Genomic DNA, 25,437 nt, shown 5'->3' on the forward strand with positions numbered 1-25,437 from the left:
ATGACCGTCCCCGACCCCACCGACCATCCGATCACCCGCCCCGCCGCCCAGGTGCACTTCGGCGTCTTCTTCCAGGGGGTCAACCACACCACCATCTGGTCCGACCCCGAGTCCGGCTCGCAGACCGACTTCGCCACCTTCGAGCGCGTGATCCGCACCGCCGAACGCGGCCTGTTCGACGCCTTCTTCCTGGGCGAGGGACTACGGCTGCGCGAGACGCGGGGCGCGCTGCACGACCTCGACGTCGTCGGCCGCCCGGACGCGATCACCCAGCTCGCGGCGCTGGCCGCGATCACCACGCACATCGGCCTGGTGGCCACGCAGAACACCACGTACAACGACCCGGCCGACCTGGCCCGCCGCCTGCAGAGCCTGGACGTGCTCTCGCGCGGGCGTGCCGCGTGGAACGTCGTGACCACCGACAACGCGTGGACCGGGGCCAACTTCCGCCGCGGCGGGTACCTCGACCACGCGCTGCGGTACGAGCGGGCGCAGGGGCAGCTCGACATCGCGCGCCAGATCTGGGACGCGTTCCCGGACGCGGCGGACGGAAGCTCTCCCGGCGTGGTGGCCCATGTCTCCGAGCACAGCGCCCTGTTCGACGTCGAGCTCGACCCGACCACGCCGCGCAGCCCGCAGGGCCACCCGGTCATCTTCCAGGCCGGTGACTCGCCGCAGGGCCGGGACTTCGCCGCCGCCAACGCGGACGTCATCTTCTCGCGGCACGGCGCGGTCCTGGCCGACGCCCTCGAGTTCGCGGCCGACGTGCGACGCCGGGCCGTCGCGGCCGGGCGGCCTGAGGACGACATCAAGATCTTCCCCGGAACCGGCATCATCGTCGGCGACACACCCGCCGAGGCCGAGGAGAAGGCGCGCTGGGTGCGCTGGAACCAGGTCTCCCCGGCCACCGCGCTCTCGATAGTCGGCAACATCTGGGGCGAGGACCTGTCGGGCTACGACCCGGACGGCCCGCTCCCGGCGCACGACCCGGTGGTCGAGGAGCTGGGCGGGGAGCGCGGCTCGGCGACGACCGGAGCACGTACCCGCGAGATCGCCGCGCAGTGGCGGGCGCTGGCCGAGGCCGAGAACCTGTCGATCCGTGAGCTGGTGGTCCGGAACAGCAGCGAGCGCGGCTTCGAGGGCACGCCCGCCGCCGTCGCCGAGGACCTGATCCGCTGGGTGCGCACGGGCGCCGTCGACGGGTTCAACATCAGCCCGTGGATCGTGCCGTCGGGCCTGGACGACATCGTCGACAAGGTGGTCCCGGAGCTGCAGGAACGCGGCGCGTACCCGACGTCGTACAGCGGAACGACGCTGCGCGAGCACCTGGGGCTGCGCGCCCCGCTCACCCGCCGGACGGCGGCCGCCGTCGGGGCGGCGTAGCGCGCGCCGTCACACCGTTGGTCGAGCTTGTCGAGACCACCCACCGCTGGTCGAGCTTGTCGAGACCAGGGTCTCGACAAGCTCGACCAACAGGGGCTGGGTCAGGCGCGGACGACGCCGGCTCCCGCAGCCCGGTCGTACGGGGTGCGGCCCTTGCCCGCGAACAGGGTGACGACGTAGACGAGCGGCAGCACATAGGCGGCCGCCGTCAGGGCCGCGAGGCCCGGGCTCATGGTCGTGGACCCCACGAGGGCGATCGCCGCGGCGTGCCCGATCGTCCAGGGCACGGCGACCTTGAGCGCGTTCCGGAGCAGGGCCGAGGCGAACGAGAGCCGCCCGCCGTCCCGGACGCCCACGACCTTGAGCCCCATCACCCGTTTGCCGACCGACGCCTGCCGCGTACCGGACTCGAGCACGGCGAGGAAGACAGTCAGCGGCACCGCCGTCACGAGCGCGGAGACGACGTTCGCCGTCAGGGCGGACCACTGGCCGGTCACGCCGGCGAGGTACAGCGGGATCCCGACCGCCGCGACCAGCGCGAGCCACACGAGAAAGCACAGCCAGTCGACGAGCCACGCCACGATGCGCCGCCATGCTTCGGGGTTCACGGGGCTGACGCTACCGCGCGCCCTGCACGCTGATCAGAACTCGGTCCGAGTGCGCCGCCGGTACGCGTCCTCTCAACGCAAGCGACCGAACTGCGGTGAGTTCAACGGACCGATCTGACGGCCCCAGGCTTCAGGCTGCCGTAACCCCGGCGGTTACGGCAGCCTGAAGCCTCTTGAACGTGAGTCAGCGTGAGCTACAACCGCTTCTCGAAGCAGATGCTCGTCTCCGCCGGGTAGGGCGGGTAGGGGTCGGTCCGGGTCCAGCCTTCACGCTCGTACAGCGCCACCGCCTCGGGCTGGCGGATGCCGGTCTGCAGGTGGAGCACCCCGATCCCCCGGTCCAGCGCCGACCGCTCGACGGCGGCCAGTACGCCCGCCGCCAGACCCCGGCGGCGGTGCGACGGCCGCACGAACATCCGCTTGACCTCGTGGATCACCTCGGGGTGGCGGGCCGTGCCGCCCAGCCGGCGCAGCGATCCGGTGGCGACCGCCTGGGGGCCGTCCAGGGCGATCCAGGTCACCAGCACCTCGTCCGCCGTCGGCACCCGGCTCAGCGCGTCCGGCTCAGCGGTCGCGAGCAGCCGGTCGCGCCGCTCCCACAGGTCGGCGTAGCGCGGGGCGAGGTCGCTGGTCATGGCCTCGCGCAGCTCGGCGGCCCGCGGGTCGTCCCAGGTCGTGGCGACCCAGGTCGGGTTCGAGACGATCACCGGCACGGCGGTGCTCCTTCCGTTCGGTCCGGCAGCAGTCGTTCGGCTCGATGCGGGGCGCTCAGAACGCGCGCAGGTTGGCCCGCAGGCCGCCGTCGGCCCATTCCGTGCGCAGGATGCCCCTGCGGCGCAGGATCGGGACCAACTCGTCGAGCGTGCGGTGCACCGTGACCGGATGCAGGTCGCCCCACAGCAGCACGCCGTCGTTGCCCCACTCCCCCAGCTCCTCGATCAGGTCGGCCAGCTCCCCGGCGGTGCCCACCCAGCCCGAGCGGTCGGCGATCCGGCCCAGCCGGGCCAGCCCTCCGAGCAGCGCGCGCAGCGGCGTCGTGGCCAGGTCGTGGTCGCCCACCAGCCGGCGGATCGAGCCGTGCGAGACGTGGTCGCCGAACAGTCCGGTGGGCAGCGGCTTGTCCAGGTCGAGCGCCGTCAGGTCGGTCTCCAGGTCGCTGGACTGCTGCTCGGCGATCCGCAGCAGCGTCGCGTCGTCCGGGTTCGCCGACGCCGCGACCAGCCGGTCGGCCTCCTGCGGGCTCGACACCAGCACCGGCTTGATCGCGAAGAGCACCTTGACGTCGTCGAGCGCCCGGCCTGCCGCGCGCGCCGCGGCGTGCACCTTGGCGCGGTAGTCGCGCACGCTGCGCTCGGTCAGCGGCGCGAGCGCGAGCTGGACGTCGCTGTTCGCCCCGGCGAATGCTAGCCCGCGGCCCGAGCCACCGGGCGAGACGATCACGGGCTCGCCGTCGGCCCCGTCGTCGAACGGGAGGGCGTTGAGCGGACCGTCGAACGCGTAGTGCTCGCCCCGGTGCCGCACGGGTCGCAGCAGGCCCCCGTCGGCGTACCGGCCGCCGGACCGGACGCCGTCAGGCCCGGTGACGCCCGGGTCGGCGATCAGCGCGCCGTCGTCCCAGGACCGCCACAGCGACCGGACGCCGTCGAGCCACTCCTCCGCGCGGTCGTACGCGGCGTCGTGCCCCAGCGGCGGCGCGGCGGAGAAGTGGCGCGCGCTGCCCGTGTCGGTCACGAGGTTGAGCCCGAACCGGCCGCCCGACAGGTGCTGGAGCGTCGCGAGCTGCCGCGCGCCCGTGTAGGGCAGCACCGCGGCCGGGTTGACCGTCGGCACGACGCCGAGGTGCTTCGTGGCCGCGAACAGGTACGGGGCCAGCAGCAGCGGGTCGTGCTTGGGCCCGCCGAACGCCTGCCGCACGCGCAGGTCGATGGTCTCGGGGCTGCCGAGCGAGGGCGCGTCCTCGATGATCAGGAGCTCGACCCCGGCCTGCTCCAGGACGCGGGCCGACTCGGTGTAGAGGTCGGGCCGGGTCCAGTCGTAGTTCCAGTCCAGGTAGTCGTGGCCCCAGCCGTGCGGCCCGAAGCCGCGGGCCAGGAACCAGCCCAGGTGCTGCTGGCGGGTCATGGCGTCTCCTCGGGTACGGCTCTGCTGGCGGAGCTGAGCCCCCGCTCCAGGTCGGCGAGCAGGTCGGGCAGGTCCTCGATACCGATCGACAGGCGCAGGGTGCCGGGGTGGACCCCGGACGCGGCCTGCTCGGCGGGGGTGCGCAGCACGTGGCTGGTGCTCGCGGGATGCAGCACGAGCGAGCGGACGTCGCCGATATGGGTCATGTGCGTGACCACCTCCACCGCCTCGACGAACGCACGGGCCGCGGGGGCGCCGCCGTGCAGCGTGAAGGTGAAGACGGAGCCCTGCCCGTCGGGCAGATAGCGCTTGGCCAGGGCGTACGACGGGCTCGAGTCCAGCCCGCAGTAGTCCACCGACGCCACCTCCGGCCGGAACGCCAGCCACCGAGCCACCTCCAGCGCCGTGGCACTCTGCCGCGCCACGCGCAGCGACAGGGTCTCGATCCCCTGCCCCACGAGAAAGGCGTTCAGGGGCGACGGCGTCGGGCCGAACCGCGGCGCCACCGTCTCGCGCACGTACGCCAGGCGGGCCAGCCCGCCGTGCCGCACGGCGACGCTCGCCCCGCCGGTGCGCGACGGCGCCACGAGGTGCGGGTAGAGCGCGCCCGACGCGGCGGCGTCGAACGTCCCGGAGTCGACGACGACGCCGCCCAGGACAGACCCGTGTCCGGCCAGGAACTTGCTCGCGGAGTGCACCACGACGTCGGCCCCGTGCTCGATCGGGCGCAGCAGGTACGGCGTGGCGAGCGTGTTGTCCACGACGAGCGCCAGCCCGTGGGCGTGCGCGACGTCGGCCACGGCGGCGAGGTCGGGCAGGTCGTTGCGCGCGTTCGGGATCGACTCGAGGAACAGCACCCGGGTCTCGGGGCGGATCGCGCGCTCCCAGGCGGCCGGGTCGGTGGCGTCGTCGACGAAGTCGGCCTCGATGCCCAGGCGCGGCAGGTTCTCCAGGAGCAGCCCGCGCGTGCCCTCGTACAGGCTGGCGGCGGCCAGCACGCGCTGCCCGGCCGCGACCAGGCCGAGCAGCGCGACGGTGACGGCGGCCTGGCCGCTGGCCACGAACAGGGCGTCCGCGCCGCCTTCGAGCGCCGCGATCCGGCGCTCGACCGCCGTCGTGGTCGGGTTGCCGGTGCGCGTGTAGGCGTAGCCCTGACCCGCGCCGAAGTGGCCGCCGGCCTGCTCCCACTCCTCGAACTCGAACCCGGCGGTCAGGTAGACCGGCGTGGCACGCGGGGTCGGACGGCGCTCCGGCGCGGTGCGCTGTGCGGTGCCCCGTGTCGTGCCGGCCGCTCCGGCGTGGTGCTCCGTGCCGCCTGCGTGCACCTGCCGGGTGGCGAACCCGGTCATGGCGCGGCGCTCGGTGCGGCGCTCGGTGCGGTGCTCGGCTCGGGCTCGGTGGCGGGCAGGCCGGCCTCCTTCCAGGCGGGGAACCCGCCGTCGACGTGCGAGACGTCGGTGTAGCCGCGCGCCGCGAGCGCCTCGGCGACCGGGCCGGAGCCGTCGACCGAGCCGCACACGACGACGACCGGTGTGTCGAGGGTGATCGCGGGGTTGTCCGAGGGTCCGAACAGTGCGTCGAGGTTGCTCCGGTCGACGAGCGTGGCGCCGGGGATCTCGCCGGTCGCCGACCGGCCCGCGGCGGAGCGGACGTCGATCAGCAGGGCTCCGCCCGCGACCTTGGCGCCGGCGTTCTCGGGGTTGCGCAGCTCAGGGGTGCTCATGGTGTTTCTCCTTGAGGATCGATGGGGGACGGCGGCCCGTCGGAGGGCCATCGCCGGAGCGCCGTCAGGCGCTCAGCAGCCGGCCCGTGGGCAGGGCGCGGGAAGCGGCGGCGGCGTCTGGCAGCCCGAGCGATCCGCGCAGCGTGGTCTCCGTGCGCTCGGTGCGGAACAGCCCGGCCCGCTGCAGGGCCGGTACGAGCCGGTCGGTGATCGCGTCGAGGTCCGCGCCGAGCGACGACGGCCGCAGGAGGAACCCGTCGGCGGCGCCGACGGCCGCCCAGTCGGCGATGAGGACCGCCAGCTCGTCCGGCGTGTCCGCGACGACGTGCGCGCCGCGCCCCGGCTCCGGACCTTCGAGCGCCTCGACGAGCTCCAGCCGGGCCCGGGCGCTGGCCCGTTCGGCGGCGAGCACCACGTACACCTCGGCGAGCACCCGCACCTCCTCCGGGTCGCGTCCGGCGGACAGCGCCGAGTCACGCACAAGGCGCCGCAGCCGGACCGCCTGCGCGGCATCTGGCACGGCGATCCGCACGACGTCGGCGGTGCGCCCCGCCAGCCTGGCGCTCGCCTCGGAACGCACGCGCAGGACGACCGGCGGACGCACCCGGGACAGTGCCGCACCGCTGCCGCCGGCACGGGTCGGGCGGCTGCGGATCGCGAACCGGATGCCGTCGTGGTCGACGCGGAAGCGGCCCTCGGCGTCCACCTCGACCGCACCCGATCCGGTGCCGGGACGTCCCGTCCAGACGCGGTTCACGGACTGGATGCCCAGGTCGACGCGGGTTGCCCAGGCCTCGTCGGGCTCCGGGACCGCCGTCTGCCGGACGGCCTGCCAGCCCGCCCGGCCGCTGCTCGCCCGGTCGACGCTGCTGAGGGCGACGGCGGTGTGCGCCGCCTCGGTGTGGACGGTGTCGACGGCGGCGACCAGGCCGATCCCCGTCGTGACCCGTGCCGCGCGGGCCGCCGCGACGACCGTGTCGAGCCGGGCGGTCACCTGGCCACGGCCGGGGTGCAGCAGGAAGTCCTCGTCGAGGGTGATGAGGTCGAGCAGGCCGCGGTCGGCGGCGCGCACCAGCTGGAGGAAGCGTTCGCCGTCGAACGGACGGGGCGGGATCGGGCCGCGGGCGCGGTGCGCGCCGGGACGGGCGCCGGCCGAGGTCAGGTCCACGCCGAGCACGACGGGACGGAGCGAGGAGGAGGCGGAGGTAATGGACGTGGGCTGCGGTGGGTACGGCACGGCAGGGCTCCGTTCGGGGCTACGGCTGCGCGGCGGCACCCGGACGACCCGGCCGGCGGCGCACGGTCTGTGCGCTTCGGCGTTGCTGGGTCACCCGGGAGCGTGGCTGCCGGAAGGTATGGGAGAGGAAGGGTCGGGTCTGCCGCGGTCAGCGGCAGGAACGGCGACAACACATACCCGTGCGCGGGGCAGCACCAGCCCGCGGGGAGACGTTCCAGGACGGCAGGGGCACGTGGACGGCGGGGGCGGCGCTCCGGGTCATCGTGGTTCTCCTCACCTGCTCGCCCAGCGGCGAGCGACGCGTGTTGTCATCCGCCGGCGGCGGTGGCCTGGTCCTCACCCGGGGCACCCACCCGCGCGGGGGGTTGCCGTCCGACCAGCCGGGGCTTCGCGTCGGAGCTCATGACCTGTCCAGCGTTACTACATCTTTCCGATCGGATTAGTGCGGTTCTTCTGGATGTCAGAGAACATACGAATGGAACCGATAGAAGTCAACGATCTATGGCCAGATCTCACATACCGGAACTAGTTCGGGGTGGCCGGGCCCATGACTTCGGTCCTTGCCACGAGATCGGTCAGCTGATTGACCGATCTCGTGGCGAAGGACCGAAGTCGCAGGACGTCCCATGCAAGTAACCGAAGTCGGCGTCGATCAGGCGACGAGCAACTCCACCTGGGACAGCGCCCCACCGTCGTGAAGCTCCAGCCGGAGTCCGGTCAGCGGTATCGGCTCGGCCAGCACGAACGGGCGCAGCTGGCCCGGCCAGGGCCACCGCTCGCCCGACCGCTCGTCCAGCACGCGGCCGTCGTCCGCGACCAGTCGCCACGCCGACGGCGGCTGCGCGTCCCCCGCAGACCCCGCCGACGACGTCAGCGTGTACGCACGGAGCACCGCACCCTCCGGGGCCTCGCCGGACGGACGCCACTCGAGCACGCCCGCCACCTCGGCAGCCGTCGTGAGGTCGCCGTCCGTCAGCCGCGGCAGCGGCCCGTCGGCGCCGTGCCATCCGCCGTCGGCCCGCTGCCACGGCCGGACCGGTTCGCTGTCCGGCCCCGCACCCGCCAGGCCGCGCCCCGGGTCGGCAGACGCCGGCACCCCCCAGCTCGTCGGCGTCCCGGACATGGCGAACCGGAGGGTCGCTCCCCCGGTCAGGTCGCCGTGCTCCACCGACGGAGCCTCGACCGCCCGGGCCGCGCCATCGACGTCCGACAGCTCCAGCCCCGCCACGTACCAGCTGTCGGCCGCGCCGGGTGCCTCGACCACGAGGTCGCCGTCGGGCCGGTGCACCACCGCGCGCTCGAAGAGCGGCGAGCCGACCGCCCAGCGCGAGGACCCGATCTCCAGCGGGTACAGCCCCAGTGCGGAGAGGACGTACCAGGCCGACATCTCGCCGTTGTCCTCGTCGCCGTGGTACCCCTGCCCGATCTCGTTGCCGGTCCACAGCCGCGCCAGGACCTCGCGCACGGTCGCCTGGGCGCGGTCCGGCCGTCCCGCGAACAGCCACGCGTAGGCGATGTGGTGCGACACCTGGTTGGACTGGCCGAACTGGCCCATCCGCACGTCGCGCGCCTCGACCATCTCGTGGATCACGGACCCGTACGTCCCGGGCTTGTCCGCCCGCTCCGGCGTGGCGAAGAACCGCTCCAGCAGCCGCTCCAGCCCCTCGCGGCCGCCGTGCAGGGCGGCCAGGCCCGCGCCGTCGTGCACGGGGTGGAACAGGAAGTTCCACGCGTCGGACTCGGTGTAGTCGCCGCCCCACTCGTCCGGGTCGAACGGGCCGGAGCCGAACGAACCGTCCCGGCCGCGCCCCCGGAAGAACCCGGTCCCCGCGTCGAAGAGGTGCACGTACCCGAGCGAGCTCTGCCGCAGGTAGGCGGCATCGGAGCGCAGGGCGCGCCGTCGGTCCTCGGGCGTGCCCGGCGCGTCCGCGAGCGCCGCGGCCATGCGGGCCAGGCCGGCGTCGTTGATGTAGCCCTCGAGGCCCCAGGACACCGACTCGTCGACGTCGCGCGGCACCCAGCCGTGGGTGAGCGCGAAGTCCTGGCCCTTGCGGCCCACGCCGGACCGGGTGGGCAGGGCGGTCGCGTTGCGCAGGCCCGCGTCGTAGGTGGCGAGCGGGTCGGGCAGGGGCACGTCGCGCAGGTACAGGTCGGCGAAGGCGACGTCGGACGACGTCCCCGTCATCAGGTCGGCGTAGCCCGGCGACGACCACCGCGCGACCCAGCCGCCCTCGCGGTACTGCTGCACGAACCCGTCGGCGAGCCGCGCGGCGACGTCCGGGTAGAGCAGCGCGTAGGCGGGCCAGCAGGTGCGGTAGGTGTCCCAGAAGCCGTGGTTGACGAACATCTCGCCGGGCAGGACGGGCGCGCCGTCGAGCACGGGTGAGGCGTGCACGAGCTCACCGTCGGTGCCGAACTCCGTGTACGACGACGGGTACAGGTTGAGGCGGTAGAGGTTCGAGTAGAGCGTCACCTGCTGCTCCTCGGTGGCACCCACTACATCGAGCACGCCGAGGCGTTCCTCCCACTGCGTGCGGGCGCGCTCGGCCACGTCGTCGAAGGAACCGCTCACCTCGCGGTCCAGGGCGCGCCAGGCGAGGTCCTCGCTGATGTACGACGTCGCCACGCGCACCTCCACCGTGCGGTCGGCCTGGTCGCCGGGCCCTGCCGCCGGGTCCAGCGCCACCGTCGCGTAGGTGGCGTGCTCGCGGCCGCGTGCCCGGCCCGTGCGCAGGACCGGCCGGGAGACCTGGCCCACCACGTACATGCGGCTGCGGCCCACCGAGAGCGCGCTGCCGTGGTCGCTCCAGCCGGTGAGCGTGCCGTCGTCGTGCACGGTGACGGCGACGGGCGGGCCGTCCGCTCCTGCATCGCTCACGGCGTCGACGATCAGGTGGCCGGTGGTGGCGCCGGGCGGGAACGTGAACCGCAGGACGCCGCCGTGGTCCGAGGCCGCGACGTCGATGCGGGAGCCGCCGTCCAGGTCGACGCCGTAGCGGTGCGGGCGGGCCGTCTCGGCGTCGTGCGAGAAGGCGAGCGCGCGGGCCTCCAGGCCGGCGTCGGGCGCGCCCTCCTCGCCCGGCTGCGCGGGGACCAGGTGGAACGCGAGCTGGTCGCGGTCCCCCATCCACGGGCTGGGTTCGTGCGAGATGCCGATGCCCTGCAGGCGCGGCCGGTTGTCCGGCCCGTTGTGCGCGGCCCACGAGTACAGCCAGCGTTCGGTCGACGCGTCGGTGAGCGGCACCCACATCGTGAAGCCGTTCGGCACGGCGGCCGCGGGCACGTTGTTCCCGCGCGAGTACGCGCCCGAGGAGTGGGTGCCGCGCCGGGTGTCGACGAGGTCGGTTCGCCCGGTCACCATGCGCTCCGGGCGCCGCCCGACGGTGACCGCATCCAGCCAGACCTCGGTGTCGCCACCGTCCGGCGGCGCGGTCACGACGGCGGCAGCCTGTACGCGCCGGCCGGGCAGCAGCTCCGCCACCCGGTCCAGGTCCACCCGGACCACGTTCCAGTGGTCGGGCACCAGGATCCGCGCTTCGCCCTGCCCGACGGCGGTCGCGGGCATGCGGTGCTGGTCCCTCAGCTCGCGCCCGGGCTCGGTCTCCAGGAGCCACGTCCCGTCGTCGAGCAGCAGGTCGACCGCCACGTAGGTCGAGCGGTAGGTGAGCTCCTGGTCGAGCACCGGCAGGAGCGTCCAGCGCAGCTCCGTACCGGCCTCGAGCGGGACGTCCAGCCCGTCGAGCACCACCGTGCGGCCCGCGCCGGCGTGGCCGATCCGCCGCGCGTGCTCGCTCGTGAGGCCGACGCCGGGCCGCCCCGCGGGAACGTGTGCCGGCCCGGTCATGCGGCCACCTCCGGGACCCGGCCCGTGCTGCCGCGCACGGTCAGCACGGGGGCGGGGGCGTCCACGACGTCGGGCACCGGCTCCCCCCGGACCAGCGACAGCATCGTGGCCGCCATGAGCTCGCCGAGCTCGAAGGTGTCCCTGGTCATCGCGGTGAGCGGCGGGTGCGCGAGACGCACCAGCTCTGAGTCGTCGAAGGATGCCACGGAGATGTCGCCGGGCAGGTCGAGCCCTGCCTCGGCCAGTACTGTGACGCCCGCGAGCGCGGCGACGTCGGAGTCGTAGACGATTGCAGTAGGCCTTTCGTCACGGGCCAGCAGGGCCCTCGTTGCTGCCGCGGTCTCGCCCTGCGAGAAGTCCGCCGGCACTGTCGTGATGTGGAGGCCGAGGCGCGCCCCGGCGTCGTGCAGCGCGGCGGCCCGCCGCGCGGAGTGTACGTACGCGGCGACGCCGCCCACATGGCCGACGTGCACGTGCCCCAGCGCTGCCAGGTGCTCGGCGAGCAAGGTCATGGCGGCATGGTCGTCGGCGAAGACCGCGGGTACGGGGCCCGGCGTGCCGTCGCCGCTGAGCAGCACCGCCGGCAGGCCCATCCGCGCCAGCTCCTCGGGGCGCGGGTCGTCGCTCTCGAGGTCGAGCACCACCACGCCGTCGGTACGCCGCTCGGCCGCCCAGCGCCGGTAGACGTCGAGCTCGGCGGACACGTCCTCCACCACCAGCAGCTGCAACGCCACGAGGTCCGCCGACAGCCGCGCCTGCAGTCCCGAGACGAGCTGGGCGAAGAATGGCTCCACACCCAGGGTCCGCGCCGGTCGCGTGACGACCAGGCCCACCGTGTCGGCCCGCCGGCCGCCCAGGGCGCGGGCGGCCACGTTCGGCCGCCACCCGAGCTCCGCGACGGCGGCCAGGATGCGGGTCCGGGTCTGCTCGCTGATCCCCGGACGGTCGTTGAGCGCGAACGACACCGCCGTCGGGGAGACGCCCGCGCGCGCGGCGATGTCGGCGATCGTCGGTCTGCGGTTCGAGTGTCCCGCGGACGACATCACTGGTCGGCGAGCAGCTTGTCGCACTCTTCGACCGCCGCGTCCAGGGCTTCCTGCGAGGTCTTGTCCCCCGCTATCGCCGCCGCGAGCTGCTGGTTGATGATGGTGGTCATCGCCTCGCTGACCTCTACCGGCTGCAGCAGCCGCGCCGTGCCGAGGCCGTTGTACGCGATCTGCTTCGCCGCACCCTGCGGGGTGCCGTCGCTCTCGGCCAGCTCCGGCTTCTCCAGCGACTCGGCGGTCGACGGGAAGACGCCGGGCACCTCCTGGGCGAACGCCTCCTGGTTGGCGGCGTTCGTGACGAACCGTGCCAGCGCCACCGCCGTCGGCACGTTGGTCGACTGGCTCGAGATCGACAGCCCCTGCACGTACAGCGGGGTGGCACCCATGTACGGCGACGGGGCGACCTTGCCCTCGAGCGACGGGTTGTTCTCGAGCACGGTGGCGATGAAGTTGCCGCCGCCGGTCGACCAGGCCACCTTGCCCTCGGTGAACAGCTGGCTGTTGCCGAGGTAGGCGTCGGTGAGCACGTCGTCGGGCATGAGGCCGTCGGCGTACGCGTCGCGGTAGGCGTCGAGCAGCTCGGCGGCCTCCGGGGTGTTGAACGTGAACCTCGTGCCGTCCTCGGACAGGATCGGGAGACCCTCCGCCGCGAAGTCGCCGAGTCCCGGCTTGCGGCTCATGAGGTAGCCGCCGGTGACGTCCTTCATCGTGCGCGCCTGCGCGATGAGCTCGTCCAGCGTGGTGGGCGGCGCCGCCGGGTCGAGACCCGCGGCCTCGAACATCTCGGTGTTCCAGTAGTTCAGGTCTGTGGTCAGGTACCACGGGTATCCGAACGTGCCCTCCGTACCCGCGTACCGGTAGGCCTCCAGCGCGCCCGGCACGTAGGTGTCCTCGAGCGCGTCGTCGACCGTCGTGAGGTCCGTGAGGAGGCCCTCGTCCGACAGCGAGAACGCGAAGTCGGGCGGCAGGTTCGTGACGTCGGGCAGCTCGCCCGCCGCGGCCTGCGCGCGCAGCGTCTCCGAGTAGCCGTCGCCCGGCTGGTCGAGCCAGGTCACGGTGGTGCCCGGGTACGTCTTCTCGAAGTCGGTGATGACTCCCTCGACGTACTCCGTGAAGTTCGGCTTGAGCGACCAGGTCTGCAGCGTGACCTCGCCGGTCACCTCGGCGGTGGCGCCCGCAGTGGTGTCGGCGGCAGGCCCGGCCCCGGCGTCGTCCCCGCCGTTCAGGGTGCAGCCGCCGAGGGCGGCCAGCACGGTCAGGGCTGCTCCAGCGGCCCCGATGCTCCTGATCTTCATGACAGTTCCTTCCAGCAATGCTTCGTCGCGCCCCGGGGACTTGCCGTGTCTCTGGTGCTGCTGCGCCGACTAAAGCGCTTTAGCGCCGCTAGCGTGCCGCGTGACCCTGGCAGTGTCAAGGGCAGCACCAGGGCACTCCGGGTGCACACCACGACGAAGAGTTCACCCTGCCACAGCGATTGGGTTAATCCCAATTCGAGCGTACGGTTGAAGCATGGACACCACGATCGGCAGCCGGGTCCGCACCATCCTCCAGGAACAGGGCCTCACCCAGAAGGAGCTGGCTCACAAGGTCGGTATGCCTGCTGATGCGCTCTCGCGCGCGCTCAACGGTGTCCGAGGATTCGGCTCGCTCGAGATCGTCCAGCTGGCCGACGAGCTCGGCGTCGAGGTGTACTGGCTGATCACAGGCAAGGAAGACCCCAACAGGTTGCAGGTTGCGGCCCGCCACGCCTACGACCACGGAACGAGCACCTACAGCAACAGGTCGGCGAGCGACGACACGGGAGTCCTCCGCGACATCCAGGTGGCCTACCAGCAGGCTTGTCCGAGCGAGCCCCTACCGGCCTCCCGCCTGCCGGCTGATGCCGTCGAGCTGCGCCAGGCTTTGGCCGGCCCTGACGGCGTCCGTCGCTTTGCCGATGTCGTCGAAGCGCGGTTCGAGGTCGACGTCGTGCGGATCCGCGAGGTCGGTACCGACTACGCGATGTCCATCGGCGGACGCGCGGTCGTCGTGCTGCGCGAGACAGCCAACTGGTTCTACGAGAACTGGTCGCTCGCCCACGAGCTCGGACACCTGGTGGACGGCGACGACTGCGCCACTACCTCCGCCAACGCCGCGGCCGAGCGAGCTGCCAACCGCTTCGCGGCAGAGGTGCTGCTCCCCGCCGACGAGATGAAGCGGCTGCAGGACGTCACAGAGGCGACCCAGCTCGGATCACTGTTGTGGGACTGGGGCGTGTCGACTGCCGCAGTACGCATCCGTGCCGAGGCACTCGGCCTCGAGCTCCGTCCAACGGTTCGCGGCTGGCTCGAGACGCCGACAGTCCAGTTCCTGCGTGCTACGGCGATGCCCGACCGCTGGGCCGAGATCGCGGAGCGTCGGCGCGAGGCGACAGCACGACGCTTTCCGGCGTTCATCTGTGACGCGCACGAGCGTGGCATCACCGAGGGACGGCTCGGAGCATCCACGCTCGCTTGGATGCTCGGTGTGGACGAGGACGCCGTCGAGGTATCGAGGCCCGACACCCAACGCCTGAGCGTCCAGGAGCTGGCGGCTGCCTTCGGGACATCTCTCGCATGACCGCGTTCGTCTTCCCGGACACCACCGTTCTGATCAACTTCGCGCTCATCAACCGCATGGATCTGTTGAGCCGGCTGCTGCGGGACCGCGGCCGATGGTGCCTCACCGTCAGCCAGGAGTGCGAGGGCGCCTCGCAGGTCGAAGGCCGGCTGGAGCTCCTCCTCGCCAAAGACCTGCTCGGCGTGCCCTGGGAGCCTCAGACCGAGGAAGAGCACATCGACATTCGCGATCTGCGCGATCTCATGGCGCGGCCCGGCGACAGTGCACGGGCACACCTGGGAGAGGCAGAGACCATAGTGCTGATGGAGGCTCGCACAGTCGGAGCAATGTTTGTCACCGACGACGCCGATGCCGCGCGGCAAGCCCGGTACCGAGGTCTGGTCGCGATCGACACGTGGGACCTCGTCAGACTGGCCGTCCGACAAGGGATGGCAGACATCGACACGGCGTTCGGTTATGCGCTGAGCCTGCACGACCTGTCCCGTGCCGTCCCGCCCGAGCTCCGGGAGAGCAGGGAGGCTTTCGAGAAGTGGTGCCAGGAAGGATCCTGACGCACCGCTGACCGGTCGTGGCGCGAGATCCGCTGCAGCGGATCTCGCGCCACGACCTCCGGTCAGGCTCGCGCGAAGCGGAGCGTGCGGACCTCGAACGGGGCGAGGTCGAGCGCGACGACGCCGTCCGCCGTCATGTCCACCGCGCCGCCCTCGATACCGTCCTGGATGTCGTCCTCGATGAGGCTCACCGTGCGCGCACCGGATACCGGCGCGGCCACCGTGACGGTGCCCGACGCGCGACGTCCGAGCGCCTCGTAGACGCGCACCACGAGGTCTCCCGACCGGTCGTCGGCGAGCTTGACGGCGGACAGCGTCACGCCGCCGTTCACAGTGACGAGCGGCTCGACGCCGGTCGCGCCGCGCAGCTCCCGCGTCCGCGCACCGAACGTCGCGCCTGCCTCGGTGGCCGCCGCGGTGTCCACGCCCACGACCAGCCCGTACCGGTGCGTCTGGATGCCCTGGTCGGTCTCGGGGTCCGGGAACCGAGGGGCCCGCAGCAGCGACAGCCGCACGGTGGTCGTCACCGCGGGGACGCCGGGCGCCGGCGCCACGCCGTCGTCGGAGACCTCGCGGGTCACGTCGTACCCGTAGATCGAGTCGTTGACCAGGCCGACGCCGAAGCCCGGCTCCTCCGCGAGCACCCACCGGTGCATGGAGGTCTCGAACTTGGCGGCCTCCCAGCTGGTGTTGGTGTGCGTGACCCGCTTGTGGAAGCCGAACTGCGTCTCGGCCGCCATGTGCTCGGCGCGCACGTCGAGCGGGAAGGCCACCTTGAGGAACTTCTCGGCCTCGTGCCAGTCGGTCCGCAGGGCGACCTCGAGGGTCCGGCTGCCCGGCGCGAGCGTGATCACCTGCTCCAGGCTCGACGACGAGAACTGCCGGCGCACCGTCACCGTGGCCACCCCGTCGTCCACGGCGGCGGTGACCTTCTCGGCCTCGCGCAGGTCGGTCACCGAGTTGCGGTAGAACCGGTCCACGTCCCAGGCGTCCCACTTGTTCGGGAAGTCCTGGTGCAGCTGCAGCACGTTCGCCAGGCGACCGGGCGCGACGGCGTCGCGCCCGCTTGCCAGGTCGATCGCGGACGTCACGTGGCCGGCCGCGTCCAGCGTGACCCGGACGACGTCGTTGGCCAGCACGTAGCCGCCGTCGGACAGCTCGGTCAGGGTGCTCGGCGCCGACGTCGGCGCCGTCGCCGGGACGACGCCCAGCGCGGGGACCCCCGCCTGCGCGAACACCGCGGGGTTGGCCCGCAGGGCCGTGTCGCCCTCGCCCACCAGGGCCCGCAGGGAGCGCTCGATGATCGCCTGCGCACCCTCCGTGATCCGTGCGTGCGTCTCCATGGCCTCCCTGTGCACCCAGGCGACCGACGTCCCGGGCAGGATGTCGTGGAACTGCAGCAGCAGGACCTGCTGCCACAGCGCGTCGAGCTCGTCGTAGGGGTAGTCCGCGCCGGTACGGGCCGACGCCGTCGCGGCCCACGCCTCCGCCTCGACCAGCAGCTGCTCGTTGCGGCGGTTGCCCTGCTTGGTCTTGTGCTGCGAGGTCAGCGTGGCCCGGTGCAGCTCCAGGTAGAGCTCACCCACCCAGACAGCGCTGTCACTCGTCGCATGCGCGGTGAGCTCCTCGCGAGCGCGCTCGAAGAACGTGTCGGGGTGCTCCCAGCGGACCTTCGCGCTGCCCTCGAGGTCGGCCAGCCGCTCGGCCTTGCCGGTCATCTCCCGGGTGGTGCCGCCGCCCCCGTCGCCGAACCCGACGGGCGCGATCGAGCCCGAGGCCCGCCGCGACTCGCGGAACTGGTGTGTCGCCTTGGCCAGCTCCTCGCCCGAGAGCTGCGAGTTGTAGGTGTCCATGGGCGGGAAGTGCGTCAGGACGCGCGAGCCGTCGATGCCCTCCCACCAGAACGTGTGGTGCGGGAACACGTTGACCTGGTTCCAGGAGATCTTCTGCGTGAAGAACCAGTCGAACCCGGCGCGGCGCACGAGCTGCGGCAGGGCCGGCGAGTAGCCGAACGAGTCGGGCAGCCACACGCCCTTGCTGCGGATCCCGAACTCCCGCTCGAAGAACCGCTGCCCCTGCGAGAACTGGCGCGCGATCGCCTCGCCCGACGGCATCACGGTGTCGGACTCGACCCACATGCCGCCCAGCGGCAGGAACCTGCCCCCCGCGACCGCGTCCTTGATCCGGCTCCACACCTCGGGCCGGTGCTCCTTGACCCACGCGTACTGCTGCGCCGACGACATGCCGTAGACGAAGTCGTCGGTGCGGTCGATCAGGTCCGCCATGGACGACGTCGTCCGGGCGACCTTGCGGATCGTCTCCCGGACGGGCCACAGCCAGGCGGAGTCGATGTGCGCGTGGCCGACGGCCGAGATCTCGTGGGCGCTCGGCTCCGCCGGGCTGGCGAGCACGTCCGCGAGCGCCGCCCGGGCGTCCGCCGCCGTCTCGGGGATGCGCTGCAGGTCGAGCGCGTCGAGCGCGTCGTCGAGCGCCTGCAGGATCCGCATGCGGCGCGGGCCGGTGGGCAGCTCGGCCTGCAGCTCGAGCAGCACCTCGACGTCGAGCGCGAGGTCGTGCACCTCGGCCTCGAAGATCGCGAGGTCCATGCGCCGGGTCGTGTACAGGGACCGCGGCGAGGACGTCCTGGTGTCGCCCTCCTGGGTCTGCTTGAACAGGTCGTGCCCGAGGAGCACGGGGTTGGACGCCGCCTCCAGGAGCAGCTCGACCCGCTCGCCGCCGGACGCGGCGTCGGCCACCGGGACGTACTGGTTGCGCGGGTTGATGGACTTCACCGTGGTGCCGTCCGGGCGGTAGACCAGCGCCTCGGCCTGGAAGCCGGGCATGCTGGCGTCGAAGCCGAGGTCGATGACCGCCTCGACGGCCCGGCCGGTCCACTCGGTGGGGACCGATCCGGTCAGCCGGAACCAGGTGGTGCCCCAGGCGGCGCCCCACGGCGTGCCCACCTCGTAGGGCTCCATCGCGAGGGCCAGACCCTCTCGCGGGGGGATCGGCTCCCCCGGCAGCGCGTGCCACTCGACGTCGAGCGGTACGGACGTCGCGTGGACCGCCGGCCAGATGCGCTCCGTCAGCACGCGTTGCGCGCGCCCGGTGGTCAGTGTGATGTCGTCATGCATCGAAGGGCCTCCCCTGTGTCACCGTTGAACCCAGGCAGGCTAGCCCAGACTCGTTGTTCACCCGCACCCCTGTCGGGATGGAAAGATGGAGCCCATGAGCTCCAGCGACGAGACCCCCGCCGGCATCCAGGCTCCGGTGGGCACTGACCAGGCCACACGCGATATCGCCGAGGTCGCGGCGGTCGAGGTCATCACCACCGCCGCCGTCCACCTGATGAGCGCCGCCGCCGTGAAGTGTGGCCTGGCCGAGGGCGACGACGCCGAGGAGCTCAAGGACCTCGACGAGGCCCGCAAGCTGATCACCGCGCTCGCCGCGCTGGTGGTCGCGAGCGCGCCCGACATCGGCAACCAGCACGCCCGCTCGCTGCGGGACGGTCTGCGCAGCCTCCAGCTCGCGTTCCGGGAGGCTTCGGTGATCCCGGACGCCCCGGGCGAGGGCCCTGGCGAGAAGTACACGGGCTCCGTCGTCTGATGACCGAGGTCTCCGTCCTGGCGGCACCGGAACCCGCTCAGGCACCCGGGCCGCGGCGCGGCCGTGGTTCTCGTGTGCTCGCCGTCCTGCTGGTCGCCACGATCGCCGTCGGCGCCTACCTGTGGGTGACCACGGTCCGCTGGCAGCGCAACGCCGGCGAGTGGCAGGACAAGGCGCACGAGTACGCCGAGGAGGTGGCCTCGCTGCGGATGCAGCTCGAGGGCGCCAACACCGAGCTGCAGGCCGCCCGCGACCAGCTGTCCACCGCCACGTCGCGCATCACCGACCTGGCGAACGAGAAGGCCCAGCTCGGCGACGAGAACGTCGCCTCGCAGCAGTACCTCGACTACCAGACGCAGGTCAGCGCGGCCGCGGCCACCGTGGCGTCGGCGCTCGGGCAGTGTGTGTCCGGCCAGGAGGAGCTCGTCGGCTATCTCAAGGAGGCCGACCAGTACGAGCCGGCGGACCTGAGCCGCTACGAGGAGCAGGTCAACGCGCTGTGCGCGGACGCGGAGAACGCGAACGAGTCCCTGCAGAAGGAGCTGCGGCCGTGAGGCCGGCGGGCCGCTCGCTCGCGGGCCGCCGCACCTCGCTCGTCGTCGGCACGCTCTTCCTCACCGGTTCGCTGGCCGGCTGCGGCGTGCTGCCGCCCCTGCCGGAGCCGGTCCCGAGCGACATCGTGCCGTCGTCCCCGGTGGGCCTCTCTCCGGCGGCCGGCGGCGACGCGCTGAGCCCCGACGGGTTCGACGCCGTCGAGCGCATGGCGGTCCGTATCCGCAACGTGGGCTGCGAGGAGCTGTCGACGGGCTCCGGCTTCGCGATCGACGCCCACACCCTGATCACGAACAAGCACGTGGTCTCCGACTCGAAGGACCTCGAGGTCAGCACCTACGACGGGCACGACATCACGGTCGGCGCCACCTCGACGGCGGGGCTCGCGGACCTCGCCGTCGTCCGGACGACCGACCCCCTGCCGTCGTTCCCGAAGCTGGCCAAGGCCGACCCGAAGCCCGGCGACCCCGTCACCGTCGTGGGCTATCCGGCGGGCGGCGAGCTCACCGTGACGGAGGGCGAGGTCATGGGCGCCACGCGGGACCCGCTCAACGCGAACCTCGGCGAGGTGCTGCTCACCGACGCCCAGGTCGAGCCCGGCTCGTCGGGGTCGGCGGCGCTGGACGACAAGGGCCGGGTGATCGGCGTCGTCTACGCGAAGACCGCTGACGACAACAGCCTGCTCGTGCCGCTGTCCACGCTCCAGGACATGCTCGCCGACGACACGGCGTTCACCCCGGCGAAGGGCTGCTGAGCTTCGACGACATCTGGGCGGGATGGCCCCTCGCCCACACACCGTGTAGCCTGGAGAGCGCGAGGGGCAGTAGCCCCGAGAAGTGGACCCGAGACCCTTCCGGACGGTTGTGGCGCTCGGGTTTCGCGCTTTCTAGACGTCGGTGACCGACTCCACCAGAGGCGATGCGCGGCGACGCCAGTCCCCGCCTCGGGCCCATGCCCAGCCGATCGCGTCCGACACGGCGAGCAACGGTTCTTGAGCGGCACGCTCATGCAGGTAGAGCAGATCCGGGCATGCGTGCTCCTTGATGAGGCAGGCCAGGTCACGCCGATCACGTTCGTCCATCGTCTCATCGGACTCCAGGCAGACTTTCGGGTGCCCCGCTCTCGCGATGTCAGCGACCATCGAACTCAAGCAGGCGCGACGACGCTGGATGTCGCTCTTGTAGGCGCTCCCCGCTCGATAGATCGTCGCCTTCTCGCCCTCCTCGCAAAGAGCCGAGAGGATCTGCCGACGCCGAGGGTTGCTCTCGGACTTCATGTGCAGGCGGCGCTGTCCAGGTAGGACAAGCCCCCTGATCACCTTCCGCACGGTCGCCAGTCTGGCAGGCTCGACCGCCGTGGCGATCAACAGGTAATCCCCGCTCTTGGACTCGTCGACGAACACGTGGGCAGGCAGAGCTCTCTCGCTTTCGGTTCAATCCGGCGCAGGAGAGTCATACTGCCATCGATGAACAGTTATAGCGCGAGAAGACAAGCAGTGTTGCGTATACGCAATGCCGAATGCCCTTTGCTGCTGTTTCTTCCTGCTCAGCGCGCGGCGCCGATCCTCAGCTCCAGCGAGTCGACCCGCGCCGAGATCACCTCTGACGCCGCCAGCCGGGCGTTGACCTGGGCCAGCACCGCGTCCAGCCCGGCGCGGTCCAGGCCCGGGTTCAGGGCGAGCACCACGGCGACCTCTGCCGTACGGCCGGGTTCGGCGTGCGCCCGCACCACGTGCTGCACCGGGGCCGCCGCGACGGCGACCTCCGAGGCGACCTCCGGGTCCACGACGATCCCGTCCTCGTGCGGTACGAGCGCCGGCCGCCACTCCTGCCCCTGGGCCAGCGCCCAGACGGCGGGCCGCGGCACGAGCGCGGTCGACGGCCCGGCCGGGTCGACGACGATGAGCGCCCAGTTCTCGTTCACCGCGGACAGCGCGGCCCGGGACGCCTCGACCGGCACCGGCCGCGCGTCGGTCCGCCAGGCCCGCATGGCAGCCACGGACGTGAAGACGGGCAGGGCCCGGCGCCCGTCCGGTGCCTCCAGCGCCACGACGCCGGACGACGCCTCCTTGTCCACGGTCAGCCCGTCCGGGTTCTGCTCGGCGACCCCGAGCTCGGCCAGGACCGGCACCAGCACGCGGGTCTCGGCCAGCCGCGCGACGACGTCGCGCAGCGGGGTGGTCCCCGTCGTGTAGCCGTCGAGCAGCCGGGTCAGCTCGGCGTCGGCCGAGCCGTCGTCGTCCGCGAACTGGCTGGACGGCTGGATCGACTTCACTCTCCGGCCTCGGCACCCGGGCGGCCGGCGACGTCGAGCGCCTCGGGCAGGGTGAACGCACCTGCGTACAGCGCCTTGCCGACCACCGCGCCCTCGATCGTGCCCAGCGCGCGCAGGGCGGTCAGGTCGTCGAGCGACGAGATGCCACCCGAGGCGACGACGTGCGCGGAGGTGCGCGCGGCGACGTTGGACAGCAGCTCCAGGTTGGGGCCGCGCAGCGTGCCGTCCTTCGTGACGTCGGTGACGACGTAGCGGGCGCAGCCTGCCTCGTCGAGGCGGCCGAGGACCTCCCAGAGGTCGCCGCCCTCCTTGGTCCAGCCGCGCGCGGCGAGCGTGGTGCCGCGCACGTCGAGGCCGACGGCGACGCGGTCGCCGTGCTCGGCGATGACCTTGGCCGTCCAGGCCGGGTCCTCGAGCGCGGCGGTGCCCAGGTTGACGCGACGTGCGCCGGTCGCGAGCGCGCGCTCCAGCGACTCGTCGTCGCGGATGCCGCCCGACAGCTCGACCTGCACGTCGAGCTCCCCGACGACCCGCGCGAGCAGCTCGGCGTTGGAGCCGCGCCCGAAGGCGGCGTCCAGGTCCACGAGGTGGACCCACTCGGCGCCGCCGGACTGCCAGTCCAGGGCCGCCGTCAGGGGGTCGCCGTAGGAGGTCTCCGAGCCGGCCTCGCCCTGGACGAGGCGGACGGCCTGGCCGTCAGCGACGTCGACGGCGGGCAGGAGCACGAGGCGGTCGGTCATGTCTCTCCAAGTTTCGATCTGTCCGAAGAATGGGTGCTGCTCCGTGGGTCGAGCCTGTCGAGACCGGTCTCGACAGGCTCGACCCACGAGGTGGCGGACTAGCTGAGGGTGCGGACCCAGTTCTGCAGAAGCTGGGATCCTGCGTCGCCCGACTTCTCGGGGTGGAACTGGGTGGCCGCCAGGGGGCCGTCCTCGACGGCGGCGACGAAGCGTGCGCCGTGCTCGGCCCAGGTCACCTTCGGCGGCGAGAAGATCTTCACCGCGTTCTCGTCGTAGCCCTTGGTGAAGGTCTGCACGGCGTACGAGTGGACGAAGTAGAAGCGCTCGTCGGCGATCCCCTCGAAGAGGGTAGAGCCCTCAGGCGCCTCGACGGGCGACCAGCCCATGTGCGGCACGACGGGAGCGTCCAGCCGCTCGACGACGCCCGGCCACTCGCCGATGCCCTCGGCACGGTCGCCGTGCTCCACGCCGGCGTCGAACATGACCTGCATGCCCACGCAGATGCCGAGGACCGGGCGGTTGCCGGCCAGCCTGCGGCCGACCACCTCGTGCCCGCGGACGGCCTTCAGGCCCGCCATGCACGCGGCGAACGCGCCGACACCCGGCACCACGAGGCCGTCCGCCTCCTGCGCGGCGGTCCGGTCAGCGGTCAGCGTCACGTCCGCGCCGACCCGCTCCAGGGCACGGACGGCAGACCGGACGTTGCCGAAGCCGTAGTCGAGGACGACGACGTTCGCGCCCACGCTCAGGCCCCGTCCGCGCTGCCCGCGCCGGGCTCGCCCTTGCCCATGCCCTTGCGGGCCTTGCGCGCCGCGGACGTGAGCATCCGCACCGCCTTGAACTTGCTGATCGAGGTCGAGCCGACCACGCCGTCCAGGTCGGCCACGCTGGTGGCGCCCGTCAGCAGGTCGACCACGTTCTCGGGGGCACCGCCCAGCACAAGGCCGGGGGCGAGCTCGTCGCCGCGGACGCCGTCGGCGAACCGGACCGCCGTCATCTGCTCGCCGGTGCGGGTGATCAGGACGAGCGGGACGCCCCGCACGAGCTGGGAGATCGCGGCGGCGGCCTGTTCGGGCGCGTCGCCGGCGAGGTCCTTGAGGACTCCCACGGCGCCTACCGACGTGGGAACCGCGTCGAGGTCGAGCTGCGCGAGGGAGCTGGCCGCGGCGAGCGGCTCCGCCCCGGCGATCTGGGTGATGATCGCGGCGAACTCGGGCTCGCCGCTACCGGTGAGGGACGACAGGTCGTCCGGGATCTCGAAGTCGAGATCGAAGTCGGGCAGGTCGTCGCCGGGCGGCGTGCTGCTGGACCCGTCGTTCTCGGGCTTGGGGCTGTCGGACATGGCTGCTAGAGCGCACCCTTCGTGGACGGTATTCCGTCGACCCGAGGGTCGACGGCGACGGCGGCGCGCAGCGCACGCGCCAGCGCCTTGAACTGGGCTTCGACGATGTGGTGCGGATCGCGGCCCGCGAGCACCCGCACGTGCAGGCAGATCCCCGCGTGGTGGGCGATCGACTCCAGCACGTGCCGCGTCAGCGAACCCGTGAAGTGGCCGCCGATGAGGTGGTACTCCTGACCGGCGGGCTCACCCTCGTGCACCAGGTACGGCCTGCCGGACACGTCCACCACTGCCTGGGCGAGCGCCTCGTCCAGCGGCACGAGGGCGTCGCCGAACCGGGAGATGCCCGCCTTGTCGCCGAGCGCCTCGCGCAGTGCCTCGCCGATGCTGATGGCCACGTCCTCGACCGTGTGGTGGGCGTCGATGTGGGTGTCGCCCGTCGCGTGCACCGTGAGGTCGATCAGCGAGTGCTTGCCGAGCGCGGTGAGCATGTGGTCGTAGAACGGCACGCTCGTGCTGATGTCGGTGCGCCCGGTGCCGTCGAGGTCGAGCTCGACCAGCACCTTCGACTCGGAGGTGGCGCGCTCGACGCGTGCTGTCCTCGTCATGACTGTTCCTCTCGGTGCTTGTTCTCCTGCAGGACCTCAGTGAGTGCCGAGCGGAAGGCGGCCATCTCGTCGGACGTGCCGATCGAGACCCGCAGCCAGCCGTCGGGGCCGGTCTCTCGGATCAGGACACCGCGGTCCAGCAGACCCTGCCACACTGCGTGCCGATCGCCGAACCTGCCGAACAGCACGAAGTTGGCGTCGGTGTCGGCGACCTCGAACGGGGTGCCGTCCGGGAGCCGCTGCTCGCGCAGCCAGGCGACACACGCGTCCCGCTCGGCACGCAGCGTGGCGACCTGGGCCATGAGGGACTCGCGGTGGCGCAGCGCGGCGCCGGCCGCTGCCTGCGTGATCGCGCTCAGGTGGTACGGCAGGCGCACGATCCGGAGCGCGTCGACGAAGTCGCCGGAGGCGACCAGATACCCGAGCCGGGCGCCGGCCGCGGCGAAGGCCTTGGACATCGTGCGCGTGACCGCGAGGTTCGGGTACCGCTCCAGCAGCGCGACGGCGGACGGCGTACCGGGACGCCGGAACTCCGCGTAGGCCTCGTCCACCACGACGACGGGGTGCGCGCCGTCGAGGTCCACGCCGAGCGCCGCCTCGCAGACCGCCTCGACGGTGGCCGTCGGCAGCGCCGTGCCGGTCGGGTTGTTGGGGCTGGCCAGCAGGACCACCGACGGGCGTACCTCGCGGATGGTCTCGGCGGCGTAGGCCGGGTCGAGCGTGAAGTCGTCCTCCCGGCGGCCCACCACCCAGGTCGTGTGCGTGTCCCGCGCGTACTCCGGGTACATGGAGTAAGTCGGCGCGAACGACAGCGCGGTACGGCCAGGACCACCGAAGGCCTGCAGCACGTGCAGCATCACCTCGTTGGACCCGTTGGCGGCCCACACGTCGAGATGCCCCAGGTCGACGCCGGTCTCCGCCGCGAGGTAGTCCGCGAGGTCCTGACGCAGGACCGTCGCGTCCCGGTCCGGGTAACGGTTCATCCCGCGAGCGGCGCGCGCCACCTCCTCGGCGATGGTCGCGACCACCTCCTCGCCGGGCGGGTACGGGTTCTCGTTGACGTTCAGCAGCACCGGGACGTCGAGCTGCGGAGCGCCGTACGGCTTCTCGTTCGCCAGCTCGGGGCGCAGCGGCAGCCGCACCGAGGGCGCGGGAGCGCTTTCCTCCGCACTGTGCTGGTCGACGGCGTGTGTCATCACCGGACCAG

General features: G+C 72.5%; 23 protein-coding genes and 1 riboswitch. Of the genes, 6 read left to right on the top strand and 17 right to left on the bottom strand.

The genetic code is table 11. The features are described from left to right. On the top strand, window positions 1-1,383 hold the full coding sequence (locus tag ACNYC2_RS16195; protein ID WP_419702776.1) for an NtaA/DmoA family FMN-dependent monooxygenase: 1,383 nt from the start codon (window positions 1-3) through the stop codon (window positions 1,381-1,383). A gap of 101 nt (window positions 1,384-1,484) precedes the next feature. Here ACNYC2_RS16195 and ACNYC2_RS16200 read toward each other — a convergent pair whose 3' ends face one another. The 9 genes from ACNYC2_RS16200 to ACNYC2_RS16240 all read right to left on the bottom strand — a co-directional run bounded on the left by ACNYC2_RS16200 (window position 1,485) and on the right by ACNYC2_RS16240 (window position 13,257). After that, entirely contained in the window at window positions 1,485-1,991 is a 507-nt protein-coding gene (locus tag ACNYC2_RS16200) for an RDD family protein (RefSeq protein WP_419702777.1), read from the bottom strand. A gap of 194 nt (window positions 1,992-2,185) precedes the next feature. Next, window positions 2,186-2,704, bottom strand: coding sequence for a GNAT family N-acetyltransferase (locus ACNYC2_RS16205; RefSeq protein ID WP_419702778.1), 519 nt, complete (start codon window positions 2,702-2,704; stop codon window positions 2,186-2,188). Between the two features lie 55 nt (window positions 2,705-2,759). Continuing rightward, window positions 2,760-4,112 carry an LLM class flavin-dependent oxidoreductase gene (locus ACNYC2_RS16210; protein ID WP_419702779.1) on the bottom strand — a complete coding sequence of 451 codons (1,353 nt, stop codon included), beginning with the start codon at window positions 4,110-4,112 and terminating at the stop codon, window positions 2,760-2,762. Continuing rightward, window positions 4,109-5,461: an O-acetylhomoserine aminocarboxypropyltransferase/cysteine synthase family protein gene (locus tag ACNYC2_RS16215; RefSeq protein ID WP_419702780.1), complete on the bottom strand. Its 1,353-nt coding sequence runs from the start codon at window positions 5,459-5,461 to the stop codon at window positions 4,109-4,111. The genes ACNYC2_RS16210 and ACNYC2_RS16215 overlap by 4 nt, the downstream gene beginning before the upstream one ends. After that, a complete protein-coding gene (locus ACNYC2_RS16220; RefSeq protein WP_419702781.1) occupies window positions 5,458-5,835 on the bottom strand; it encodes a rhodanese-like domain-containing protein in 378 nt (125 codons plus the stop codon). The genes ACNYC2_RS16215 and ACNYC2_RS16220 overlap by 4 nt, the downstream gene beginning before the upstream one ends. A 64-nt stretch (window positions 5,836-5,899) precedes the next feature. Next, window positions 5,900-7,072, bottom strand: coding sequence for an LLM class flavin-dependent oxidoreductase (locus tag ACNYC2_RS16225; RefSeq protein WP_419702782.1), 1,173 nt, complete (start codon window positions 7,070-7,072; stop codon window positions 5,900-5,902). A 297-nt stretch (window positions 7,073-7,369) separates the two neighbouring features. Next, window positions 7,370-7,480, bottom strand: a riboswitch (SAM riboswitch). Window positions 7,481-7,724: 244 nt separating this feature from the next. Continuing rightward, entirely contained in the window at window positions 7,725-10,916 is a 3,192-nt protein-coding gene (locus ACNYC2_RS16230; RefSeq protein ID WP_419702783.1) for a GH92 family glycosyl hydrolase, read from the bottom strand. After that, the gene (locus tag ACNYC2_RS16235) at window positions 10,913-11,959 is read right to left on the bottom strand and encodes a LacI family DNA-binding transcriptional regulator (protein ID WP_419702784.1); all 1,047 of its coding nucleotides are present in this window, start codon (window positions 11,957-11,959) and stop codon (window positions 10,913-10,915) included. Before ACNYC2_RS16235 ends, ACNYC2_RS16230 begins: the two co-directional genes overlap by 4 nt. Next, window positions 11,959-13,257, bottom strand: coding sequence for an ABC transporter substrate-binding protein (locus ACNYC2_RS16240; RefSeq protein ID WP_419702785.1), 1,299 nt, complete (start codon window positions 13,255-13,257; stop codon window positions 11,959-11,961). The genes ACNYC2_RS16235 and ACNYC2_RS16240 overlap by 1 nt, the downstream gene beginning before the upstream one ends. Window positions 13,258-13,471: 214 nt before the next feature. Here ACNYC2_RS16240 and ACNYC2_RS16245 point away from each other — a divergent pair, with 214 nt between their 5' ends. Both ACNYC2_RS16245 and ACNYC2_RS16250 read left to right on the top strand, forming a co-directional pair. Continuing rightward, window positions 13,472-14,560, top strand: a complete 1,089-nt coding sequence (locus ACNYC2_RS16245; protein ID WP_419702786.1) for a helix-turn-helix domain-containing protein — start codon at window positions 13,472-13,474, stop codon at window positions 14,558-14,560. Then, window positions 14,557-15,111 (top strand): hypothetical protein, encoded by a 555-nt coding sequence (locus ACNYC2_RS16250; RefSeq protein WP_419702787.1) that lies wholly within the window; start codon window positions 14,557-14,559, stop codon window positions 15,109-15,111. The genes ACNYC2_RS16245 and ACNYC2_RS16250 overlap by 4 nt, the downstream gene beginning before the upstream one ends. Before the next feature lie 62 nt (window positions 15,112-15,173). Here ACNYC2_RS16250 and ACNYC2_RS16255 read toward each other — a convergent pair whose 3' ends face one another. Continuing rightward, complete coding sequence (locus ACNYC2_RS16255; RefSeq protein WP_419702788.1) at window positions 15,174-18,245, bottom strand: alpha-mannosidase; 3,072 nt, start codon at window positions 18,243-18,245, stop codon at window positions 15,174-15,176. A gap of 94 nt (window positions 18,246-18,339) precedes the next feature. Between ACNYC2_RS16255 and ACNYC2_RS16260 the strand changes: the two genes are divergently transcribed. From ACNYC2_RS16260 to ACNYC2_RS16270, 3 genes are read left to right on the top strand one after another with little or no spacing between them, the layout of a single operon-like run. Further along, a complete protein-coding gene (locus tag ACNYC2_RS16260; protein ID WP_116677642.1) occupies window positions 18,340-18,717 on the top strand; it encodes a DUF1844 domain-containing protein in 378 nt (125 codons plus the stop codon). After that, complete coding sequence (locus ACNYC2_RS16265; protein ID WP_419702789.1) at window positions 18,717-19,271, top strand: hypothetical protein; 555 nt, start codon at window positions 18,717-18,719, stop codon at window positions 19,269-19,271. The genes ACNYC2_RS16260 and ACNYC2_RS16265 overlap by 1 nt, the downstream gene beginning before the upstream one ends. Next, window positions 19,268-20,023, top strand: coding sequence for a S1C family serine protease (locus tag ACNYC2_RS16270; protein WP_419702790.1), 756 nt, complete (start codon window positions 19,268-19,270; stop codon window positions 20,021-20,023). Before ACNYC2_RS16265 ends, ACNYC2_RS16270 begins: the two co-directional genes overlap by 4 nt. Window positions 20,024-20,155: 132 nt before the next feature. Here ACNYC2_RS16270 and ACNYC2_RS16275 read toward each other — a convergent pair whose 3' ends face one another. The 7 genes from ACNYC2_RS16275 to ACNYC2_RS16305 form a co-directional block, all read right to left on the bottom strand. Continuing rightward, on the bottom strand, window positions 20,156-20,671 hold the full coding sequence (locus tag ACNYC2_RS16275) for a hypothetical protein (protein WP_419702791.1): 516 nt from the start codon (window positions 20,669-20,671) through the stop codon (window positions 20,156-20,158). Between the two features lie 143 nt (window positions 20,672-20,814). Then, the gene (locus ACNYC2_RS16280) at window positions 20,815-21,543 is read right to left on the bottom strand and encodes an SseB family protein (protein ID WP_419702792.1); all 729 of its coding nucleotides are present in this window, start codon (window positions 21,541-21,543) and stop codon (window positions 20,815-20,817) included. Continuing rightward, complete coding sequence (gene priA / locus ACNYC2_RS16285; protein ID WP_419702793.1) at window positions 21,540-22,283, bottom strand: bifunctional 1-(5-phosphoribosyl)-5-((5-phosphoribosylamino)methylideneamino)imidazole-4-carboxamide isomerase/phosphoribosylanthranilate isomerase PriA; 744 nt, start codon at window positions 22,281-22,283, stop codon at window positions 21,540-21,542. The genes ACNYC2_RS16280 and priA overlap by 4 nt, the downstream gene beginning before the upstream one ends. 98 nt (window positions 22,284-22,381) lie before the next feature. After that, a complete protein-coding gene (hisH, locus tag ACNYC2_RS16290) occupies window positions 22,382-23,026 on the bottom strand; it encodes an imidazole glycerol phosphate synthase subunit HisH (protein WP_419702794.1) in 645 nt (214 codons plus the stop codon). A 2-nt stretch (window positions 23,027-23,028) separates the two neighbouring features. Beyond that, window positions 23,029-23,625, bottom strand: a complete 597-nt coding sequence (locus ACNYC2_RS16295; RefSeq protein WP_419702795.1) for a hypothetical protein — start codon at window positions 23,623-23,625, stop codon at window positions 23,029-23,031. Window positions 23,626-23,630: 5 nt separating this feature from the next. Next, window positions 23,631-24,230 (bottom strand): imidazoleglycerol-phosphate dehydratase HisB, encoded by a 600-nt coding sequence (gene hisB, locus ACNYC2_RS16300; RefSeq protein WP_377136694.1) that lies wholly within the window; start codon window positions 24,228-24,230, stop codon window positions 23,631-23,633. Beyond that, window positions 24,227-25,426 (bottom strand): histidinol-phosphate transaminase, encoded by a 1,200-nt coding sequence (locus ACNYC2_RS16305; RefSeq protein ID WP_419707845.1) that lies wholly within the window; start codon window positions 25,424-25,426, stop codon window positions 24,227-24,229. Before ACNYC2_RS16305 ends, hisB begins: the two co-directional genes overlap by 4 nt. Window positions 25,427-25,437 lie beyond the last annotated feature (11 nt).

The sequence above is a fragment of the Promicromonospora sp. NFX87 genome, assembly GCF_048564965.1.
In the GTDB taxonomy this organism is placed as follows: Bacteria; Actinomycetota; Actinomycetes; order Actinomycetales; family Cellulomonadaceae; genus Promicromonospora.

Excerpts from the sequence above, each read along its gene's own strand:
- ACNYC2_RS16195 (WP_419702776.1), top strand. The coding sequence starts at position 1 with ATGACCGTCCCCGACCCCACCGACCATCCGATCACCCGCCCCGCCGCC.
- ACNYC2_RS16210 (WP_419702779.1), bottom strand. The coding sequence starts at position 4,112 with ATGACCCGCCAGCAGCACCTGGGCTGGTTCCTGGCCCGCGGCTTCGGG.
- ACNYC2_RS16215 (WP_419702780.1), bottom strand. The coding sequence starts at position 5,461 with ATGACCGGGTTCGCCACCCGGCAGGTGCACGCAGGCGGCACGGAGCAC.
- ACNYC2_RS16220 (WP_419702781.1), bottom strand. The coding sequence starts at position 5,835 with ATGAGCACCCCTGAGCTGCGCAACCCCGAGAACGCCGGCGCCAAGGTC.
- ACNYC2_RS16230 (WP_419702783.1), bottom strand. The coding sequence starts at position 10,916 with ATGACCGGGCCGGCACACGTTCCCGCGGGGCGGCCCGGCGTCGGCCTC.
- ACNYC2_RS16235 (WP_419702784.1), bottom strand. The coding sequence starts at position 11,959 with ATGTCGTCCGCGGGACACTCGAACCGCAGACCGACGATCGCCGACATC.
- ACNYC2_RS16240 (WP_419702785.1), bottom strand. The coding sequence starts at position 13,257 with ATGAAGATCAGGAGCATCGGGGCCGCTGGAGCAGCCCTGACCGTGCTG.
- ACNYC2_RS16245 (WP_419702786.1), top strand. The coding sequence starts at position 13,472 with ATGGACACCACGATCGGCAGCCGGGTCCGCACCATCCTCCAGGAACAG.
- ACNYC2_RS16250 (WP_419702787.1), top strand. The coding sequence starts at position 14,557 with ATGACCGCGTTCGTCTTCCCGGACACCACCGTTCTGATCAACTTCGCG.
- ACNYC2_RS16255 (WP_419702788.1), bottom strand. The coding sequence starts at position 18,245 with ATGCATGACGACATCACACTGACCACCGGGCGCGCGCAACGCGTGCTG.
- ACNYC2_RS16260 (WP_116677642.1), top strand. The coding sequence starts at position 18,340 with ATGAGCTCCAGCGACGAGACCCCCGCCGGCATCCAGGCTCCGGTGGGC.
- ACNYC2_RS16265 (WP_419702789.1), top strand. The coding sequence starts at position 18,717 with ATGACCGAGGTCTCCGTCCTGGCGGCACCGGAACCCGCTCAGGCACCC.
- priA (WP_419702793.1), bottom strand. The coding sequence starts at position 22,283 with ATGACCGACCGCCTCGTGCTCCTGCCCGCCGTCGACGTCGCTGACGGC.
- ACNYC2_RS16295 (WP_419702795.1), bottom strand. The coding sequence starts at position 23,625 with ATGTCCGACAGCCCCAAGCCCGAGAACGACGGGTCCAGCAGCACGCCG.
- hisB (WP_377136694.1), bottom strand. The coding sequence starts at position 24,230 with ATGACGAGGACAGCACGCGTCGAGCGCGCCACCTCCGAGTCGAAGGTG.
- ACNYC2_RS16305 (WP_419707845.1), bottom strand. The coding sequence starts at position 25,426 with ATGACACACGCCGTCGACCAGCACAGTGCGGAGGAAAGCGCTCCCGCG.